Source organism: Rhodopirellula sp. JB055 (genome assembly GCF_043100905.1).
Taxonomy (GTDB): Bacteria; Planctomycetota; Planctomycetia; order Pirellulales; family Pirellulaceae; genus Rhodopirellula.
Genome location: NZ_JBICHO010000273.1, coordinates 1 through 19,777, shown reverse-complemented (window position 1 = coordinate 19,777; position 19,777 = coordinate 1). Strand labels below are relative to the sequence as shown.

Sequence of the window (19,777 nt, the reverse complement as noted above, 5' to 3'; positions counted from 1 at the left end):
AAAAGGGCGATCAAAACGGCGAACGGTGCCATTGCGATGCAAGCAACGACTTGATGCTAAACGTAGGGACGCCAGCAACAATGAGAAAACACGCACCTCGACTGCGTTATTTCACCAACCACAGGTGGAACCGTACTTCGCGCTACGATTCGTTCAGTTGGCAAACATGTCTGCCAACACATTCGCCCAATCGTCCCATCCTTCGGCGGCGGCTTCGAAGTCCACCCGCATCCATCGCACGGGTTCAGTTGGCAGAACAGCCGGCGGGAAGTTGGAGTCTTTGCTGATTGGCAATTGGCTGCTGCGTCCCATCGCCAACCGGTCTTCGATCTCAGGCGTCATCAAAAAATCAGCGAGCTTGCCAGCCGCGACCGGATGGGGTGCATTCTTGAGAATCGCCAACGTGTTTGGAATTCGCAGCGTTCCTGGTTGTTCAGGTTGCTGATCCGGATAGATGATTTCGACCGGGTATCCCAAATCTTTTTCGATGATTGCGTCGTCAGTGTCGGTCAGCCCCCAAGCGACTTTGCCGGCTGAAACGGCTTGTGCGACTTGTTTGTTGCCGGACAGCACCACCGCATTGTCATGAATCTGTTGTAGCAATTCCAACGTGGCTTCCCGCCCGTTGATCTCTCGCAACACAGCAAAATGCGTCGCGGTGGTTCCAAACAGAGGCCGAGCCATCGCACATTTCTGTGACCACTTGGGGTCCGCGAGTTCGTTCACCCGCGTGGGATGTTCCTCGACGTCGGGCAGCAGATCCGTGTTGACGAGCAACACGCGAGCCCGAGCGGCAAACCCACACCAGGTTCCGTCGCTGGCAATCATGTCCTTCGGCCACGTCGACGGCACCTGCCAATCATGCGGTTCGAGGATCCCCAGTTTTTGCAGCCGAACGGTGTGCATGATTTCGTTGTTCCAAAACAAATCGCAACGAGGGGCATCGGCCTCTGAAATCAACTGATTGGCCAGTCCAACCGTTTTGGTGGATTCAATGTCAAACTTGCCAATCACGCCAATCTCGTTGTCCGTCGATCGCTCAAACGCCGCCAAGATGGGCGACGCGAATTCTTCATCGAGCGCCGAATACACGACAACATCGGATTCACTACGAGACACACAACCCGAACAAAGCAACGCGAATACGGCGACAAAAACGGGTTGCACAACGGAAAACGAAGCGACGGAAGCACAGACAGTTTTCAATGACACGTGAGGCCGAGTACGCTGGAGGAATGATGGACAAACGTTTGCAAACTCGATTATGGCGTGTGCTGCTCGTGATAGCGATCGGTGGGATCGTTTCGTCGCCATTTCGCTCGATTTTTGCCGATGATGCCCCCGCCACCGGATCCGGTTTGCTGACGCGAGAAAGCCAGCACCTGCGTTTGACCAGCGACGTCGACGATCCCGCTCTGCTGGATGATCTGATCCGATCGTTTGAAGATGCCCTGCCTCAGTGGCTCGCGTTTTGGAACGTGCCTGAATCGCGGATTGCGAATTGGAAGATTCAGGCTTACCTGATGCGGAACGTCGACACCTTCCGGCAATCGGGGGCCTTGCCTGACTACCTGCCAAGATTTCAACACGGTTTCGCGACGCCACACACCATTTGGATTCGGTACCAGGACACGACTTATTACAACCGGCACTTGGTGTTGCACGAAGCCGTCCACTCACTGGCGTTTGAGTTGTTCGGCGCCGGCGGACCGAGCTGGTACATGGAAGGCACCGCTGAACTGCTGGCCCTGCATCGAGATCGTGTGCCGACACCTTCGCGGCAACGTCGAATGGGTGTCCCCGGAAACGCGGGTGTGCTGGCACAATCCATGGATCCGTTCACGATCAATCAACTGCCACGCAACCGCATCGACACTCCCGGTTGGGGGCGCTACAAGATCGTGTCTCAGCATCGAGAAGCCGGCACGTTGCCCACTCTCAAATCCGTTCTGAAACTGCCAATGGAACTCAACGGAGAAGTCGAAGCCTACACGTGGTGCTGGGCCGCATCGTCGTTGTTCACGAATGCTCCCGAATCACGAACCTCGTTTCTGAATGCGGCACGTCGAGGCTCGGATCAAACCGAAGCGTTCACCTCCGAATTCTACCGAGACGTTGCCGAGCAATGGCCTGTCCTGTCGGCGCGTTGGCGATTGATGATGAACGACCTGGACTACGGGTTTGATTGGTCGCGTCACCAGGTGAAGCTGTCCACGTCGGATCCGCGAGCCAGCGGTGCACCGTTCCAAGTCCGCGTGACGCCGGACCAATCCTGGCAGTCCGTTGGCATGTGGTTCCCGAAAGGTGCGAAGCTACGATTCACAGCGAAAGGTCGCTGCCACGTCACGCCGGATTGGGTCAGTGAACCAGCCGGCATCACGCTGGAATACCACCGCGGTGATCCGCTGGGGCAACTGCAAGTCTGCGTGCTTCCAATCGCAACACCGGCGGAAGCGACGATCCCCGGTTTGGACATTCGCCCCGTCCTCACTCGAACCGATGTGTCGAAATTCAAAGCCAACACGCCCGATGGTTCCAGCGATGATTCGACGCCGATTCCAGGATCGAACGTGATCGCAATCAACGAACCTTCGTGGGTTCTGTTGAGAATCAACCTGCCCGCCGGTCACTCTCCGGTTGAAACGGTCGATGGCAAGCCAGAAGCCTACCAAGTCCAAATCATCCCAAGCCGGTGATAGCTCCCTTCGAGCTCAGAAGCCGTAGCCGGATTCGCCAAGAATTCGGACGCTCCCCATCCCGCACATCTGAATTCTGGCGAATCCAGCTACGATGTGTTGGTAGGCCATGTCTCACATGGCATCCCAGCCGATGCTTTGGAACAAAGCGAGGCGTCATCGCCCCGACTCGTATCACCACCCAACTCGCAATTTGCAATGTCCATTTTGCAATTTGCAATTCTCCCGTCGCTCAACGAGCCGCGATCGTCACGCTATCCAGCAACCGCCGCATCTCTGCCACCGCTTCTCGCATCCCAACCATCACCGATCGGCTGACGATGCTGTGCCCAATGTTCAGCTCGGCCATCCCATCGATCGCCGCAACTGGTCGAACGTTGACGTAGTTCAACCCGTGCCCGGCGTGCAAACGCATGCCCGCGTCACGGATCATTTTTCCGGTGTCGGCCAAACGCCCCAGTTCCTGTTCGACGGCGGCTCCTTTGGCCAACGCATACGGCCCAGTGTGCAGTTCCACCGCATCGACTTTCAGCTTCGCCGCCGCTTCGATTTGGTTCGGTTCCGGATCCAAAAATAGGCTGGTCGCGATCCCGGCGTCCTTCAACATTTGAATGGCATCGGCGATGCGTCCGGTATCGCCGGCGACGTCCAATCCACCTTCGGTTGTCACCTCTTCGCGACTTTCGGGAACCAACAACGCCCAATCCGGTTGCACGCGACAACAGATCGCCAAGACATCCGCGGCACACGCCAATTCAAAGTTCGTTCGGACTTGAACCGTCTGGACGAACAGCTCGACATCCCGATCCGAGATGTGACGTCGGTCTTCTCGCAAGTGAAATGTGATGCCATCGGCACCGCCCTGTTCGGCGAGCGCCGCGGCAATGATCGGATCAGGTTCGCGGCCTCGACGAGCTTGACGAAGCGTGGCGACATGATCGACGTTGACACCAAGATCGATGAAGTGCGGCATGAGTGGAAGCAAAAAGAAAATGAGAGGAAGGGAAGTCGCCATCATCCGGAAAACGAACCATCAGCCAATGGGCGCTAGCCCACGGTTGCCGAATACGAAACGGACGCTGACGCACTGAGGCAATTCAACATTCCGATAAGACATCATGCAGCCAAATGAGTTCGGAGGCGATGTCGCCGGCCAAGTCACTTCGACCGGCTGATTCTGGCAAGACCGACCAGGCGTACGTTTCGACTTCCAGGTGCCCGGTGAACTGCAGCGGTTGTCGACGTTTGGCTGGGTCGGTCAACTCAACCAAGCTCTTCAGTGTGTCCAAAACATCACCACGGGTGGTCTCAAGATGCCCAAACTGCTCAGCGAAAATGGGCACATGGAAATGGATCATCCAACGCTTGTCTCCCGCAAAGCGGCCGGGATTCGCCTCCATCTCCGCCAACACGGCGGGCAAGTCCTCTTCCAGAACGAATTTTCCAGACGCGGTCACACGACCGGTTTGATGGAGGTAGCGGTCTTCGGCAAACGAGCGCAACTGAGTCAGCGTGGCCTCACGATCGGTGTCGGCGATACGGCTCCAGTCCACCACGATCGCGCTGCTGACCTGGACTTTGCCAACCACGATTCCCGCTTTGGCATAAGCCGCCAAGACATCGTGTTGCGATTCTCCCATCACTGCAGAATGACAAACGTCGTGACAAACGCCGATGTACCGACGGTGTGTCGCGTCCGGCAATTGCTTTTCAAACCACTCGATGACTTTCGCGGCCGTGTCCAAGATGCAGCCGGGTTCGGGCTCAATCGCCAACACGATTCGTTTGCCGGTGCGGTCTTCCAAACGCCGCAGATCTTCCGCCATCCGCCGCAGGTTGGTTCCCGCATGATGCAACTGGTCGTCGCTGACCTGGACCCGATTCCCCTCTTCATCGGTGTTTTGCGGCCAACCAATGGGCAGCGTGCTGATGGTGCCGAGATTGGTGTCCGCCGGCAAAATCTCAGCCAAGATTTTGGCCAGGTCACGGGTGTAACCAATCCGGGCATCTTCCCACCAAGTTGGCGAGTACACCGCGTGCTTGACGACGTTTTGATGAAAATTGTCGTGAGGAAATCCGTTGAAGGTGTAGGCCAGCAAACGAGCTTTCTTCATCGCGGCGGTCAGCGGTTCCAAACCATTGCGTCGAAGATCGGCCGTGGCTTCGGCCGACAACCACAAACCGATGCCCAGCGGCGGCGCGGTGCTGACGATCGTTGCGAAATTCTTGCCTGTTTGGACTTTGGGCGAACCGTTCTCGTCCGAATACTGGGAATCGAGGATGCGCCGGCGGACTTCCGCAGAAATGGATTCCAGGTTTTCCTTCACCCCTTGGACATCCGGCCCCGCATGAATGTTGGTGCAGTACCCCACCGTCCAGCGGATTGACGAGTCGGAATCATGAGCACGGTCGGCTCTGTTTGCTCCGTCCGCGTCCAATCCGGCGTTTGATTTTTCGATGACCGCAGTGACGTCGGGAAAACCGTTGGGCGAAGATGTCATGCTTGGCGAATGTCCAGTTTGCTCAGGAGGGGGTGCGTCAGGCGGTGCTTCTCTTTGCGGTTGGTTCGCCATCGAATCCCAATCCAATGACGAACTGTCCCGCAAAGGTTAAGCTGCGTGACAAGATTTGTCGCCCCAGGTCGGGACGGCGGGTCGGTCTTTTTGATCTTCCATTTGCTTCCATTTTGTCACGCCAAACGAATGCCACACACCACGGCCGAGATCATTTCCATTGGCGACGAAATGATCACCGGAGCCCGCCTGGACACCAACACGCAGTGGCTCAGCCAACGCCTCGGCGAACTGGGAGTGGACGTGCAATTTCACACCACGGTCGCAGACACACTGTCGCACAACACAGAAGTGTTTCGAATCGCTGCCCGTCGTGCCGACATCGTCGTGTCCACGGGTGGATTGGGGCCCACGCAAGATGACCTGACCCGCGAAGCCATCGCAGAATCCCTCGGGTTGCCACTGCAATTGCACGAACCTTCGCTGGAATACATCCAGGCCATGTTCCAACGCCGTGGACGTGAAATGCCTGAGCGTAACCGTTGTCAAGCGATGTTCCCTCTCGGTTCCACGCCGATTCACAACCCGCAGGGAACCGCCCCCGGAATCGACGCCATCGCGTCTCGCGAGGATGGCACGCAATCCCGCATCTTCGCACTGCCCGGCGTGCCTGCCGAGATGAAAACGATGTTCGATGAAACGGTGGCTCCCGCCGTCCTGGCGTCGAACGGGCAACGGCAACACATCGCTCACCACGTCATGAAATTCTTTGGCACCGGCGAAAGCGACATGGAACAACGCTTGGGCGACATGATCGCTCGCGACCGACAACCTCGAGTCGGCATCACGGTCAGCGCCGCAACAATCTCCTTGCGAATTGTCGCCACAGGGGACTCCCCCGAAGAATGCGAATCGGCGATCGCGAAAACACGTGCTGAGATCCTCGACCATGCGGGCGAGTTTTACTTTGGCGACGGGGAAACGTTCGAGCAACATCACGCGGCCATCCGTCACCTCAACGAAGTCGGCCAACGATTGCTGTTGGTTGAACTTGGCCGAGCCGCTCCGCTGGGCGATTGGTTTGCCGCTGTCTCGGACGAACCTGGCTTCACCGCCGACGTCCCCGCATTCGTCGGCGGAATCTCACTCGCCGATGTCGACGATCTGCGACAATGGACCGGCTTGCCCTCAGACGCTTCCGCGGAAACCTGCTTGACCGCTCTGCGAGAACGGCTGTCGGCCGATTGGGTGTTGCTTGTTAACGAGTATCCCAGCCTGCACCGAACCAGCGATCACCCTTTGCCAGGAAGCGATGTCACGTTCACCGTGGCAGCACCCGATGGTTCGTTCCCATCCATCACTCAACACCTCGGGGCTCACCCCAGCATCTTGCACGCCCGCGTCGCCAAAGCGGGTTTGTTTTGGTTACGAAAGTGTTTTGTCACCGCCTTATCAGGAGTTTGAAACCATGATTCGATCCATCGTCTTGGCGTTCGCTTGCATTGCCATGTTTGCCAGCAACGACAGTGTCGCGACCGCGCAGGCTCCCTCGGAATCGCAGGCTCCCGCGGAATCAACCGAGAGTGGGGCTCGCGAATTGCGATTGGCCAAATATCTCAGCGGTGCCACCTTCACGGGTCACTTCACCGTCGATGGCAAAGAAGACCGAGCATTGAAGCCCGAGTCGTACACCATCAAATCGTGTGAGAAACTTCCCGAGCCCGACATGTACTCGATGAAAGTCGCGATCAAATACGGCGACACCGACGGTGAGTTCCCCATGCAGCTCAAAATTCTTTGGGCCGACCGGACTCCCGTCATCACGATGGATTCCGTTTGGATCCCCGGACTGGGAACCTTCTCGTCCCGCGTCCTGATCCACGACGGACGTTACGCCGGAACTTGGCAGCATGACGCCAAAGGCGGCCACCTGTTCGGCAAGATCACCCCTGCCAACGAGCAGTGAATCACAGAATGAGATGGCGAGGGCAACCGCAGGCCAATCGGTGCCCTCGCATTGCTTTCAATCCGGTCAGTCGAAGTTGACCAACCGACCAGACGCTCGGATATGCTTCCGAATCTCCTGCTTTGGCAAAGCTCGATCGTAGAACGCGACTTCGTCGATCTGGCCGACATATGGCCGATAGTTCTTCGTCGGATAAAGTTGCCCAATCAGAATCTGCATGTTGGCCGGAAGCGGAGCCTCGTCTTCTTGCTGCGCCGCGAGATTCCCGTCAATCCAAAGCGACAACTCGTTGCCTGATTTGCGAGCGACAACGTGTTGCCACACTCGAACTTGGTATGGATCCTCCGAGACCAGATTCGTCCCGTCCAACACCACTCCCGAAGGCGGTGTTCGGTGACTGAAACGAATGCGGTTTGGCCCCAGCACCTTCAACGCATAGAACCACTCTCTCGCAAACGTTTCGAGAAGCAGTGCTTGGTCATGACGCCCTTCTCGCCGCTCCACCGGATTGACCAAGCAGATCATTTCGCCGTGGTGATAGAGTTGCGGTTTGGCCCAGGCTTCGATCGTGTAATGATCGAGCGGTTTGGATGGCCACAGAGTAGCCGTTGTGAAGGCTGAAGCTGCATCGGTGAGGCCTAATTCCGCGACACGATTGCCGCGGTATTGCCGCCACCCTGGGTTACCGACAACGGACGCGTGCAAATCGGGCAGTTTCCCTTCGTTCTTGACGTGCTGCGGGTAAGAACCCTCGAGGCCTTCGAAACGCCAGTAAATATCTGGTGACGATTCGAGAACGGCGCTGACGTACTTCTCGTCCAAACTGAGTGGATCAAAGGCGTTGGACCGAGCCGAAGCGAAGCTCGCCATGGATGCTTCGAACAGCACCACGCCCGAGTCCATTTCTGTTCCCGTTGAAAGTCGGACGGCATCGCCTTCTTCCAATCGAATGTCGGATGATCCGTAGGTGCTCAGCGGCCGAACGAAGGCGCGTCCCGAGAACAAATGGACTTCGTGCGAGTCCCCCAAGGAAACCAAGCCCACGTAACTTTGCCCGTCAACGGACACCAATCCGATTGGCGTGATGATCGACACCTGCTCACTGCCAAAGCCCAGTGATTTCGCAGTCAAGGTTCCGTGACTGAGCCCCAGTTGACCATCGTCGCGAATGAAGATGCTGGCGGGGCCTTCGATTCGCACCAAGGCTTCGTTGGGAGTTCCATCGCCCGTTTTGAGTTCCGCGACACCCTCCACTAAATTCAGAACTTCGCCCTGATGAATGGGTTTCCCCAACGTTGGAACGGAGTTTCCGCCATGTCCCCAAACGCAGGCAGTCATGGAAACGATCTGAGGCGGTTTCACCTGCGCGGACAACGTGGCAACAGGCGGCACATCGCGGGCCGGTTTTGCCAGCGACCAAGCGAACGATCCGATCACCAGGTGACTCGCCGCCAACCCCACCAACCAATACGCTCGCGTCCAACTCCGGGACTGCGTTTCCGCCCGGGACCGATTGGGCCGCGATGCGACATCGGGTCTGGATCGTTCAGCGGTCGGCTCGGGAAACGCGGCGGTGTTGAAAGACGGTGGCGCCGTGTGGTGCGAATCCTGGCGTGCGTCTGGCTGTTCTTCTTCAAGTGACAAAAAGTTGGATGAGCCGACATCGGTGAACGCGCAGAGCTGATCGACCAAGCGAGCAGCTTCCTCGGCACCGCCAGGCAAATGAATCAAGCGGTTCAGTTCATCTGTTTCGGCTTCACTTAAATCTTCGCTTTGGGACTTCAAAATCAGCGTGCGAAGCTCATCCATTGGTTGGGTTTGCGATTTCATGTCCATGCCTCCTCAACGGACCGTTCCACGCAGCGTGACAGCATGCCATGAATTTTGCTCAGTTCTCGGTAAATTGCGTGGGTGGATCGACCTGCTTTCTCAGAGATCTCCGCGACGCTCAAACCTTCGAAATATCGCTGGCGAATCAAATCTCGATCGGGGTTGGATAGTTTCCGAATGCACTCGGACAACGCGGTTCGTCGATCGGTCAACTCCGCCGAGATCGGCATGGCAGCTTCCGCCAAAGATTCGATGGCTTCGTCACTGAGGAGTTTGATGCGACGTTTCGATTCTCGGTACTTCAATGTTTCGAAGTACGCCATGCGGGATGCCCAGGCAGAGAAGTTGCCAGACGGGTCGTATTGCGAGAACTTTTGCCACAGGACCATGCAGGTCAATTGAAAGATCTCCTCCGCATCATCTTGGCGGTTCATAGTCAGGATGCGGATGAACGACATGATTTTGCTGGAATGCGTTGAGAGCAATCGAACGAACTCTTCCTGAGAGACTTCGTTGTTCGGTGGTGGGGATTGCGGATCCAAGGAATCATTCCCGTTTGCGATCGAATGGAGGGTATCAGCAACTTTCCGGTGGCACTGTTCTTCTTCCCGCGATCCGGCACTCGTTTTGCGAAATTTTTGTGCGCAATTTTGAGTCGACACCGGCTTTGTCGCAAATTCCCGGCAAAAACTTTCACTGTGACGCAAAATCTTATCCCGGAACCGGCTTGTCTATAGAGCAAATGCAAGTCACCTCGCTCGCCTCGTTCCCGTAGCCGACCAGCCAATCGCTGCGACCGCGGCTGGCACCGAACTCATCAGCGGATTGCTGAACAAAAGCGCCGCTGAAATGTGGACCAAAGGGCAGTGCGACACAGTTTGGCGATCAGAGCAGCGTTCTGATTGTTCCAGTCACATGGTTGATCGCCCGCGCGCCCGAGCGGATTCGAGATTCGACAAGGCATCTCAGCGATCAAGGCTGACGCTCAATCACTCCGCGCCAAAGGATCGTTAAAAAAACATTTTTCGGATGAAATCCCGCAAAGCCGGCCTGCAAGGACGGGAATAGTCCCATACGAGCGTGTTTGCGGAAACCGAAACTGCGATGCCGTCGCCGACCGCGTTCCGCATCCACACGCTCGTTTCACTCTTCTTCTCTTATTCGATTTGGGATTCTCCAAGATGAAACGAAAGCACTCTGGATTCACACTTGTTGAACTGCTGGTGGTCATTGCGATCATCGGCGTGCTGGTAGGACTTTTATTGCCGGCTGTTCAAGCCGCACGGGAAGCGGCTCGCCGAATGAGCTGCAGCAACAACTTCAAACAAATTGGGTTGGGCATCCACAACTATCACTCGGCTTACAACGGTATGCCGATCCACGGCACTGGGACGGACCGAGTCGGTGGTCAGCAGATTTATGCAGGCGACAACAAGACAGACAGCATCAACCGCCGCGGATCATTCCTGATCAGCGTCCTTCCCTTCATTGAACAGCAGGCTCTGTGGGAGCAGATCAGCAACCCACTGGGTTTCAACGCAGACGGCTCCACCCGTGCCACTCCTTGGCAAGCGATGGGACCAGGTGTGGCTCGCATCGATTACGGTCCCTGGGGAACGACGATTCCAACGTTCCGTTGCCCAAGTGATCCTGGCAACGGTTTGCCATCGCTCGGCCGAACCAACTACGGTGCCTGCACCGGTGACTCATCCGTGATGTCGCGCGAAGGACCGATCAACGTCACACTCGAATCCCGTGGGGCAACAATTCCTTACACCGAGAACAACTCGACTTTGTCGCAGCGGTCACGCAAAGTGCATCGCGGTATGTTTGTGATGACCCGTCGAATGAAGTTCCGCGATGTTTTGGATGGTCTCAGCAACACAATCATGTGTGGCGAATTGGCAACCGACCTCGGCGATCGAGATGTGAGAACATCATTCCCAACAGCCAATGCCTACAACGACCGTAGCGGACACGGCCGAGCCGAGTGTCGCCGAAATCCTCGATACATGGATCAATTTCATGATCCCGCACGACCACAATTCTGGATCGCCGCCGCGGGATCTTCCGTCAACGTTGCCAACTCTCGCGGTTATCGCTGGCACGACGCGGTGCACATGCACTCGCAAGTCCACACGATTTTGCCGCCAAACTCCGGCGTGTGCACGGGTGGATACACCAGCAACGATTCGAACGTCACGGTTTCAAGCCGTCACCAAGGTGGCGCACACGTCCTGATGGGCGATGGTGCGGTGAAGTATGTCACCGACAGCATCGAAGCGGGGAACGGCAACCAAGCCATGATCTCGTACCACGGTTCACCCGCAACGGTCGCTGGTGCTCAGAGCCCCTACGGATTGTGGGGAGCGTTGGGAACTCGGGCCAACAAAGAAATCATCGACACTGAGTTCTGATTCGAACTCAACTCGATTGCATGAGCCTCGCTACCGTTGGTGGCGGGGCTTTTCCCATTCTCACCTTTCTCATCTAAGATCAGGTCAATCCATCAATGTTCAAGACACTTCGTTTGGCAATGTTGTTGCTTCCGTTGGGACTCATCACGGCATGTGGCTCCTCCGAACCCACCAACGATCTGGCTGATTTGGATCAGTCCAAGATCGATGAATACAATGCGATGATCGCCGCGGAAGCGAAAGACGCGACTGAAGCCGGTGAAATCGGCAAAGGCGAATAGCCAACTTCCACCCCGCCTGGTCCCCCTCCTCCTGAGTCCTACACCGTGAAGTACAGTCGAATTGTCGTTGCAATCATTTGGTTGTTCGTTGCCGAAACACTTGCTCAAGCAAACGACACGCTGGCAACCATTGCGAAACCACAGCTTGATGCCAATTTCGAAGAGGCGCGTGACAGCTTCCTCAGTCGTGGTTACACGCCTCTGTTCAATGGCCAGGACCTGTCCGGTTGGCGGAATCCGTATCCTCACGGAGAAGCCTCCGTGGTGGATGGCGAAATTCACCTGAAGGCGGACAAGAAATTCTTCTTAGTTACCGAGAAGAAGTACTCCAATTTTCGACTCAGTGTTGACATTCATTTGCCCGAAGGGCCATCCAATTCGGGCGTGATGTTTCGCTGTCACGTTGACGAGAATGCGGAGAAAAAGGTGTACGGATACCAGGCCGAATGCGATGGCTCTGAGCGACGTTGGTCTGGCGGACTGTTTGACGAAGCGAGACGCCGCTGGATTTGGCCAAGCACGAAAGGCCGTTCGACAAACCAATTCCTCGCTCACGAAGAAGAATCGCAAGACTTCTTTGCCGAACCACGCGTTCGCAACGCACTCAATCGCAACGGGTGGAATCGTTTCACCATCACCTGCATCGACGATGTCATCGCGATCGAACTCAACGGAGTCCAGACCGTTCGTTTTCGAGACGCCATGGATTCCAGCGGTTTCATTGGCATCCAACATCACGGTGAGAAGGGACAAACTTATCGTTTCCGCCACTTGTTCATAAAAGAGTTGCCGCTCATTCCGGCAAGCGAACACGTTGCACTGACCGACCATGAACCCATGTCGATCAAACGGATCGACGATAAAGTCACGTTGATTGATTTCGGCAAGGTCGCTTTCGGGAACATCGTCATGCCTGTTCCCGCGGACGGACGCGGCACGGTCAAGGTGCACTTTGGCGAGAAGCTCAAAAAAGGTCGCATCGACCGCACGCCACCCGGAACGGTTCGGTATGGAATGACCTCCGTGCGTCGTGGACAGCAACGTGGCAATTGGATCGTGCCAACGCCTGTCGACGAACGCAACATTCAGCAATCGGGCCGGATGAATGCAAATCCGCCCGCGGTCCTGACGCCATCCGCATGGCAGCCTGTGATGCCGTTTCGTTGGATCGAGATCGAAGGGCTCGAAGCAAATTTTGCGTTTGATCAAATCCGTCGACGTGCCGCATACTCAAAGACATGGAACGATGACGCGAGTTCGTTCGAATGTTCTGATGAAACACTCAATCGCATCTGGGATCTGTGCAAGTACAGCATCAAAGCCACCACCTTCGCTGGCGTTTACGTTGATGGTGACCGAGAACGGATCCCTTACGAAGCCGATGCTTACCTGAATCAGCTCAGCCACTATGCCACGGACGATCACGTCACCATGGCCGCTCGAACCTTTGACTGGTTGATGGAAAACGGCACGTGGCCGACCGAGTGGGCTCCTCACATGGTTTTCATGGCTCATGCGGAATGGATGAACTCGGGAGACACAACCTGGTTGCAACAACGCTACGAATCCCTGAAATCAAAAACGCTATTGCATCGCAGCGCCGACGATGCACTGGTCCGCAGCGCGGAACTCGATCGCAATCGTCACGACATCGTCGATTGGCCCCAAAAAGAACGCGACGGGTTTGTGTTCACCGAGATCAACACGGTCGTCAACGCATTTCACATCCAGGCCCTGAAACAAATGGCCGAGATGGCAACTGCGGTGGGAAAGACCGCAGACGCGGATGCTTTCACGGCCCGCGTCGATCTAGCTCAAACGGCCTTTCAAGCAACGCTGTTCGATCAAGAGGCTGGCATTTACCGCGACGGAGTTGGAACGGACCACAGCAGCATTCACGCGAACTTCTTTCCGTTAGCGTTCGGGCTGGTGCCCGACGACAAACAAGCCGGCGTTGTCGATTGGCTAAAAACCAAAGGCATGGACTGCAGCGTGTATGCGGCTCAGTACTTCATGGACGCGTTGTTTCAAAACGGCGGCGAGCGAAAGGCACTGGCATTGATGCTGGCCGACGGCGATCGGAGTTGGAAACACATGGTCAACAGCGGAACCACCATCACGTGGGAAGCCTGGGAGATGAAGTACAAACCCAACCAAGATTGGAATCACGCTTGGGGTGCTGCACCAGCCAACCTGTTGCCGCGTCATGTGCTTGGCATTCAACCTGTCCGCCCCGGTTGGGAGCACATCGTCGTACGTCCATGCATCGGCGACCTGAAATTTGCTCGAGGAAAAGTGCCAACCAAACAGGGTCCCATCCAAGTGGATTGGAATCGCGGATCGAGTTTCAAACTCTCCATCGATTTGCCCGAAGGAATCACCGCAAATTTGGATTTGCCTGAACTAGATGACGTGCAATCGGTTTCAGTCAACGGATCGCCGGTTTCTGTGACCACGAAACTGAACCGATGGGTTCTCGATGGCGAATTCAGTGGCTCGATTTTAGTCGAGGCCAATTGAACGAGCTCTCAGAGCATCTATGATCACCTTAGGACGACAGTCTATACGCTTGGCTGCCGTCCCAGTTCCCACCACTGCACCCACCTCCGCGGGCTCCCCGCCTGCGTTGTCAACGCGTTCGACATGCTCGTTGCATCAGCCCAGCTGAACCGCTCGAGCAAGCTGTTCCCTGCGTGACGCGATCGAAAGCGGCGTCGGATCGACACCAAGTTCTGTTCCGATCGAATGTCAGCTTGGAACGACGCCCGATTTGTTTCCTCCCACCCATTTGCAAAGCCACCGTGACCTCCATCGGATATTTGACACGCGCGTGTCTCGTTCTTTCGTTTGTCTGTTCTCTTTCCGTCCAGGCGGAAGATTCCTTTGAAAACTTGTTCAACGGAAAAGACCTTTCTGGATGGGCCGGCAACAGTTCTTTTTGGTCCGTTCGCGATGGAGTCATTCATGGCGAAACCACGAAAGAGAATCCAACCAAGGGCAACACGTTCTTGGTGTGGCAAGGCGGAGAGGTCGGCGACTTTGTCTTCAAAACCAAAGTCCGTTTTCAGGGCAACAACAGCGGCGTGCAGTACCGCAGCGAACTGATTGATCCAGAAAATTTTGTCGTCAAAGGCTATCAAGCCGACCTCCACAAGTCACCTGACTTCTTCGGAATGCTCTACGCCGAAAAGTGGCGTGGCATCGTTGCCAAGCGTTTCCAAAAGGTCGAAGTCGGTGCGAACGGCAAACCCAAAGTGGTCGGCGAGGTCGGTGACCGCTCGCAAAAGCTGGTCGATTGGGAATGGAACGAACTGACGATCATTGCGGTGGGCGATCGACAAATCCACCAGGTCAACGGCGTCACCACAATGGACTTGACCGACAACCATCCAGAAGCCCGCCGCAGTGGGATTCTGGCGTTGCAGTTGCACGCCGGACCTCCGATGACTTGTGAGTTCAAAGACGTTCAACTTCGAAAGCTGGATGCCGCGAACGCCAAGTCCGTGTTGAACTCCTACGTGCAAAGTGGTGCCGCCACCAAAGCCCAAAACACCAAGAAACCTTCGGCTGCGACCGCGTTTGATTGGGTTGCCAAGTCACCGACTCCGCAATGGATTTGGCGTCGGGATCAGCCATCGTCCGACGACCCGCTCTATCTGCGGCATCAGTTCGAGTTCATGCCTGAGGGATCGAAAGAAGCCATTCGCGCGGCCCGCTTGTATGCAACCTGCGACAACGAAGCGACCGTTTGGATCAATGGAAAACCGGTCGGTGATTGTCCAGACTGGAAGTACCCCATCAAACAACTGGATGCTCGCCAGTTTGTCCGAGCAGGCAAGAACCAAATCGCGGTGAAAGCCGCCAACCGGGGTGGTGTGGCCGCTTTCGTTTTCAAACTCGAAGTCGAAACCGAGGATGGAACCGTTCACCAAGTCATCTCCAATCCGAACTGGAAACTGGCCAACAAGGCAACCGATGACTGGAAGACCGCCGCTTACGATGATTCCAATTGGAACGTCGCCGCCAAGTCGCTGGGTAATTTTGGGAAATCACCATGGGGAAAACCGGGTGTCGGATCGGACCGGGCATCCGGGGACTCTTCTTTCAGTGCGGAAGAAGTCACGGTGGCCGATGGATTCAAAGTCGAACTCGTTTACCAAGTTCCCAAAGTCCGCCAAGGAAGCTGGGTCTCGTTGACGACCGACGATCAAGGCCGCTTGTACGCCAGCGATCAAGGCGAAGCAGGTTTGTATCGAATCACGCTGGATGAAGACCCTTCCAACTCAACCGGCGAATCAGGTGTCAAGGTTGAGAAGATGCCCGTGGAGGTGTCGGGAGCTCAAGGCATGACCTGGCACGACGGTGCGTTGTATTTCAATCGCGGAAGCAGCCCGATGTATCGCGTCACGGATTCCACCGGCGACGGTTTGCTGGATCACGCCGAAGAACTGTTCGGCACGCATGGTGGCGGAGAACACGGCAACCACGCGGTGATTCCAACCGAAGACGGTGACGCTCTTTATGTCGCCGCGGGCAACCACACGAATCTGCCGGACGAGTCCATTATCGCTGGATCACGTGTACCGACTTGGAACGAAGACCTGCTGCTGCCACGCGAATGGGACGCCAATGGACACGCTCGCGGTCGACTCGCACCCGGCGGCTGGATCACCAGGTTTGATCCAAAGACGAACGAACACGAAGTCATTTCGATGGGATATCGCAACCAATACGACATCGCACTGAACCGCGCCGGCGACCTGTTCACTTACGACGCCGACATGGAATGGGACCTCGGTTCGCCATGGTACCGCCCGACGCGAATCAACCATGCCGTCAGCGGATCGGACTACGGATGGCGAAGTGGTTCCGGGAAATGGCCCGAGTACTACGAAGACAGCTTGCCAGCCGTTTTGAACATCGGCCCCGGCAGCCCAACCGGTGTGGTCGGCGGCCAAGGAGCCAAGTTCCCCGCCAAGTATCAAGATGCGATCTATGCACTCGATTGGACCTTCGGAACGATCTACGCGATTCACTTGGAACCAGATGGAGCCGGTTGGAAAGCTCACCAAGAAGCGTTTTGCTACGGAGCACCTTTGCCGGTGACCGATGCGATCGTCGGCAAGGACGGTGCGTTGTACTTCACCGTTGGTGGACGTGGCACACAATCCGCTCTGTTCCGAATCACCTACGAAGGCGACGATTCGACCGAGCCTGTATCAGCCCCCATCCCCGGTGAAGAAGCTCGCCAACAACGCCGCAGCTTGGAAGCCTTCCACGGCAAGGAGCACGCGAACGCGGTCGCCAAGGCATGGCCCCATCTTTCGAGCAACGATCGTTGGCTTCGCTACGCGGCACGAATCGCGGTCGAGTCGCAACCGACGCAGCACTGGGCCGACAAAGTCTTCGACGAATCCAACACGCAAGCTCGGATCACCGGTGCCGTCGCTCTGGCACGTCGTGGGGATGAATCCCATCGGTCCGAATTGGTGAATGCGTTGTTGGAAATGAACCCCAGTGAATTGCCCGAACCGCAACTGCTCGGACTGCTGCGAGCCTACGCGTTGACCTTCATTCGACTTGGCGAACCAACCGCCGAAGAACGCGAACGGGTCATCGAAGAGCTCGATGCATTGCTTCCGAACAAAAGCAAAGACGTGAACACCGAACTGGTTCGCTTGCTGGTCTACCTGGAATCACCCACGGTGATCGACAAAGCAATCGCCATGATGACGGATGCGAAACCGACGCCTCCGGCTTGGGTAAAAAACGTTGATTTCCAACGCAATCAACGCTACGGATCGCGAGTTGTGAAGATGCTGGAGAACCAGCCACCCTCTCACGAAATCAACTACGCCTTCATGCTGCGAAACCTGCGTGATGGTTGGACGATGGACAACCTTCGGGCATACATCCAGTTCATCAATCAAGCCGCGAAATACAGCGGCGGCAATAGTTACGGCAAGTTCCTCGCGAATTTGCGTGACGAAGTGCTGGGGCATCTCAGTAACGCACAAAGGGAAGAACTTTCCGACATCAGCGGCGAGGACTTCAACCCCGTCCCCGACTTTGAAATCACCGCTCCCGAAGGTCCTGGCAAAAAGTGGACTTTGGCAGAAGCGAGCAAGCACACCGGTGGTGCGTTGCGCGAGGCCAACTATGAAAGCGGTCGAAATCTTTTCCACGCCGCTCAGTGTGCCTCCTGTCACCGGTTCGATGGGCTGGGTGGCGACATCGGTCCGGACCTGACAACGGTGAAGAACAAATTCAATGCCAACTACTTGCTGGAATCCATCATCGAACCCAGCAAAGTCATCAGCGATCAATACGGGTCCAAGGTGGTGTTGCTGGAAGACGGTCGCGTGCTGACCGGACTGATGGTTGAAAACGAAGACCAAATCGAAATCCATCCGGTCAGTAAGGCTGGCGAAACGGTGAAACCGGTTGTCGTCGAACCCGACGAAGTCATCTCTGCCAAAGACTCACCAATCTCACAGATGCCGACGGACATGTTGAATTCATTGAACGCCGAGGAAGTCCGTGATTTGATCGCGTACTTGCTTTCCGGCGGTGACCCCAAAGCCAAGGTGTATGGACGATAGTCATGAGCCAATTCAAGAACTGTTTGACCGGACTGGCCATCGCGATTTTCTTCGGTGCTGCGACTGCAACAGCGAAGGACACCGAACGCCAGCCCGACATTGTGGTCTATCTGGCGGACGATTTATCCGCCTCGGACTTGGCACTGTATGGCGGCACCAACATTGAAACGCCGGCCATTGATCAATTGGCCGCCGAAGGCATGACGTTTGACCGTGCCTTCGTCGCCAGCCCATCATGCGCCCCCAGTCGGGCTGCGCTCTTGACGGGTTTGATGCCCGCTCGAAATGGCGCGGAGGAAAATCACACGTACCCACACGAGGACGTGCTGAAACTGCCGGTTGTCTTGAATGAATTGGGCTACCAGACGGTGGCATTTGGAAAGGTGGCGCATTCTCGGAGTGCACCGGACTATCAATTCGACACACACGACCGAGCACAGGACATTCCCGCGGTTCAAAAGAACGTCCGGGCTTTTCTTGAAAGCCGAAACGATTCGCGGCCGCTGGCGTTGTTCGTCGGAGTTTCCAACCCGCACGTTCCTTGGCCGAGTGAATCCACCGTGGATCCGGAATCCATGTCACTGCCGGTGAAATTGCTCGACACGCCACAAACTCGAGTCCAGCGATCTCGCTACCTGCAAGAGGTCAAAGACTTGGACGCCTACCTCGGTGAACTGCGGCAATTGGTTGACGAACACCTCTCCGATGATCGATTGTTCCTCTTTTCCAGTGACCACGGGGCTCAGTTCCCGTTCGGCAAATGGACGCTCTACGACGAAGGAATTCGCATCCCGCTCATCGTCTCTCGCGAAGGAATGATCGAGCCTGGTTCACGCACCGATGCCATGGTCAGTTGGGTCGATATTTTGCCAACCTTGATCGAAGTCGGCGGTGGCGATGTGCCCCAAGACATCGATGGAAAGTCATTCACCGGAGTGTTGCAGGATGCATCCGAAGGTCATCGCGAACGAATCTTCACGACGCACAGCGGCGACAGAATGATGAACGTCTACCTGAGTCGCAGCATTCGAACCGACAAATACAAATTGATTTGGAACCCTCACCCCGAGTTTGCGTTCACGACACACATCGATTTGCTACTGCGTGCCACATCGGGCGACTACTTCAAAGAGTGGACCGAGGCGGCCAAGAGCGATCCTCATGCGGCAGAGGTTGTCGCCAGCCATCACGGACGGCCTGAACTGGAACTGTTCGACCTGACCAACGACCCGAACGAAACTCGGAACCTGGCTGACGACCCTGAACTGGCAAACGTTCGCTCACGTTTGCTGGCCGAATTGAAAGATTGGATGCAAACTCAAGGCGACGAACTGACGGTCTTTCACCAACCGCTGATGCTGGACGCACCCGAGACATGGGTTCCTCGCAAACCATAAATGTCTCGCAACACAGGCTGGAAGCCTATCCCACGCCTTCTGTCCGACACTTGTTCGACGCTCGTTGCTAAGCAC

Annotated in this window: 13 protein-coding genes and 1 pseudogene; 9 read left to right on the top strand and 5 right to left on the bottom strand. The window is 56.1% G+C overall.

Going from position 1 to position 19,777, the window contains the following annotated elements; genetic code table 11:
- Positions 1-153: 153 nt before the first annotated feature.
- Positions 154-1,212, bottom strand: coding sequence for an extracellular solute-binding protein (locus ACF8AM_RS11055; RefSeq protein ID WP_392555692.1), 1,059 nt, complete (start codon positions 1,210-1,212; stop codon positions 154-156).
- On the opposite strand from ACF8AM_RS11055, the gene ACF8AM_RS11050 reads away from it, so the two are divergent.
- Together ACF8AM_RS11050 and ACF8AM_RS11045 are read left to right on the top strand one after the other, a co-directional pair.
- The gene (locus ACF8AM_RS11050) at positions 1,206-2,696 is read left to right on the top strand and encodes a hypothetical protein (protein WP_392555691.1); all 1,491 of its coding nucleotides are present in this window, start codon (positions 1,206-1,208) and stop codon (positions 2,694-2,696) included. The two genes, ACF8AM_RS11055 and ACF8AM_RS11050, sit on opposite strands and share 7 nt — an antisense overlap.
- Positions 2,693-2,875 (top strand): annotated as a pseudogene (locus ACF8AM_RS11045) (DUF1589 domain-containing protein); the annotation flags it as partial. The gene ACF8AM_RS11050 and the pseudogene ACF8AM_RS11045, both read left to right, overlap by 4 nt.
- Before the next feature lie 53 nt (positions 2,876-2,928).
- On the opposite strand, the gene ACF8AM_RS11040 reads toward ACF8AM_RS11045, so the two are convergent.
- Together ACF8AM_RS11040 and eboE are read right to left on the bottom strand one after the other, a co-directional pair.
- A complete protein-coding gene (locus tag ACF8AM_RS11040) occupies positions 2,929-3,669 on the bottom strand; it encodes a pyridoxine 5'-phosphate synthase (protein WP_392555690.1) in 741 nt (246 codons plus the stop codon).
- 124 nt (positions 3,670-3,793) lie between these two features.
- Positions 3,794-5,197 carry a metabolite traffic protein EboE gene (gene eboE / locus ACF8AM_RS11035; RefSeq protein ID WP_392555689.1) on the bottom strand — a complete coding sequence of 468 codons (1,404 nt, stop codon included), beginning with the start codon at positions 5,195-5,197 and terminating at the stop codon, positions 3,794-3,796.
- A gap of 201 nt (positions 5,198-5,398) precedes the next feature.
- On the opposite strand from eboE, the gene ACF8AM_RS11030 reads away from it, so the two are divergent.
- Both ACF8AM_RS11030 and ACF8AM_RS11025 read left to right on the top strand, forming a co-directional pair.
- Entirely contained in the window at positions 5,399-6,673 is a 1,275-nt protein-coding gene (locus ACF8AM_RS11030) for a competence/damage-inducible protein A (protein WP_392555696.1), read from the top strand.
- 4 nt (positions 6,674-6,677) lie between these two features.
- Positions 6,678-7,175, top strand: a complete 498-nt coding sequence (locus tag ACF8AM_RS11025; protein WP_392555688.1) for a hypothetical protein — start codon at positions 6,678-6,680, stop codon at positions 7,173-7,175.
- A gap of 66 nt (positions 7,176-7,241) precedes the next feature.
- On the opposite strand, the gene ACF8AM_RS11020 is transcribed toward ACF8AM_RS11025, so the two are convergent.
- A complete protein-coding gene (locus tag ACF8AM_RS11020) occupies positions 7,242-9,005 on the bottom strand; it encodes a LamG domain-containing protein (RefSeq protein ID WP_392555687.1) in 1,764 nt (587 codons plus the stop codon).
- Complete coding sequence (locus ACF8AM_RS11015) at positions 9,002-9,547, bottom strand: sigma-70 family RNA polymerase sigma factor (RefSeq protein WP_392555686.1); 546 nt, start codon at positions 9,545-9,547, stop codon at positions 9,002-9,004. Before ACF8AM_RS11015 ends, ACF8AM_RS11020 begins: the two co-directional genes overlap by 4 nt.
- A 639-nt stretch (positions 9,548-10,186) precedes the next feature.
- On the opposite strand from ACF8AM_RS11015, the gene ACF8AM_RS11010 reads away from it, so the two are divergent.
- The 5 genes from ACF8AM_RS11010 (at position 10,187) to ACF8AM_RS10990 (ending at position 19,702) form a co-directional block, all read left to right on the top strand.
- The gene (locus ACF8AM_RS11010; RefSeq protein WP_392555685.1) at positions 10,187-11,422 is read left to right on the top strand and encodes a DUF1559 domain-containing protein; all 1,236 of its coding nucleotides are present in this window, start codon (positions 10,187-10,189) and stop codon (positions 11,420-11,422) included.
- Positions 11,423-11,517: 95 nt separating this feature from the next.
- Complete coding sequence (locus ACF8AM_RS11005; protein ID WP_392555684.1) at positions 11,518-11,703, top strand: hypothetical protein; 186 nt, start codon at positions 11,518-11,520, stop codon at positions 11,701-11,703.
- A 45-nt stretch (positions 11,704-11,748) separates the two neighbouring features.
- Complete coding sequence (locus tag ACF8AM_RS11000) at positions 11,749-14,223, top strand: family 78 glycoside hydrolase catalytic domain (RefSeq protein WP_392555683.1); 2,475 nt, start codon at positions 11,749-11,751, stop codon at positions 14,221-14,223.
- A gap of 281 nt (positions 14,224-14,504) precedes the next feature.
- Positions 14,505-18,305, top strand: a complete 3,801-nt coding sequence (locus tag ACF8AM_RS10995; RefSeq protein ID WP_392555682.1) for a family 16 glycoside hydrolase — start codon at positions 14,505-14,507, stop codon at positions 18,303-18,305.
- A 2-nt stretch (positions 18,306-18,307) separates the two neighbouring features.
- The gene (locus ACF8AM_RS10990) at positions 18,308-19,702 is read left to right on the top strand and encodes a sulfatase (RefSeq protein ID WP_392555681.1); all 1,395 of its coding nucleotides are present in this window, start codon (positions 18,308-18,310) and stop codon (positions 19,700-19,702) included.
- Positions 19,703-19,777: the final 75 nt, after the last annotated feature.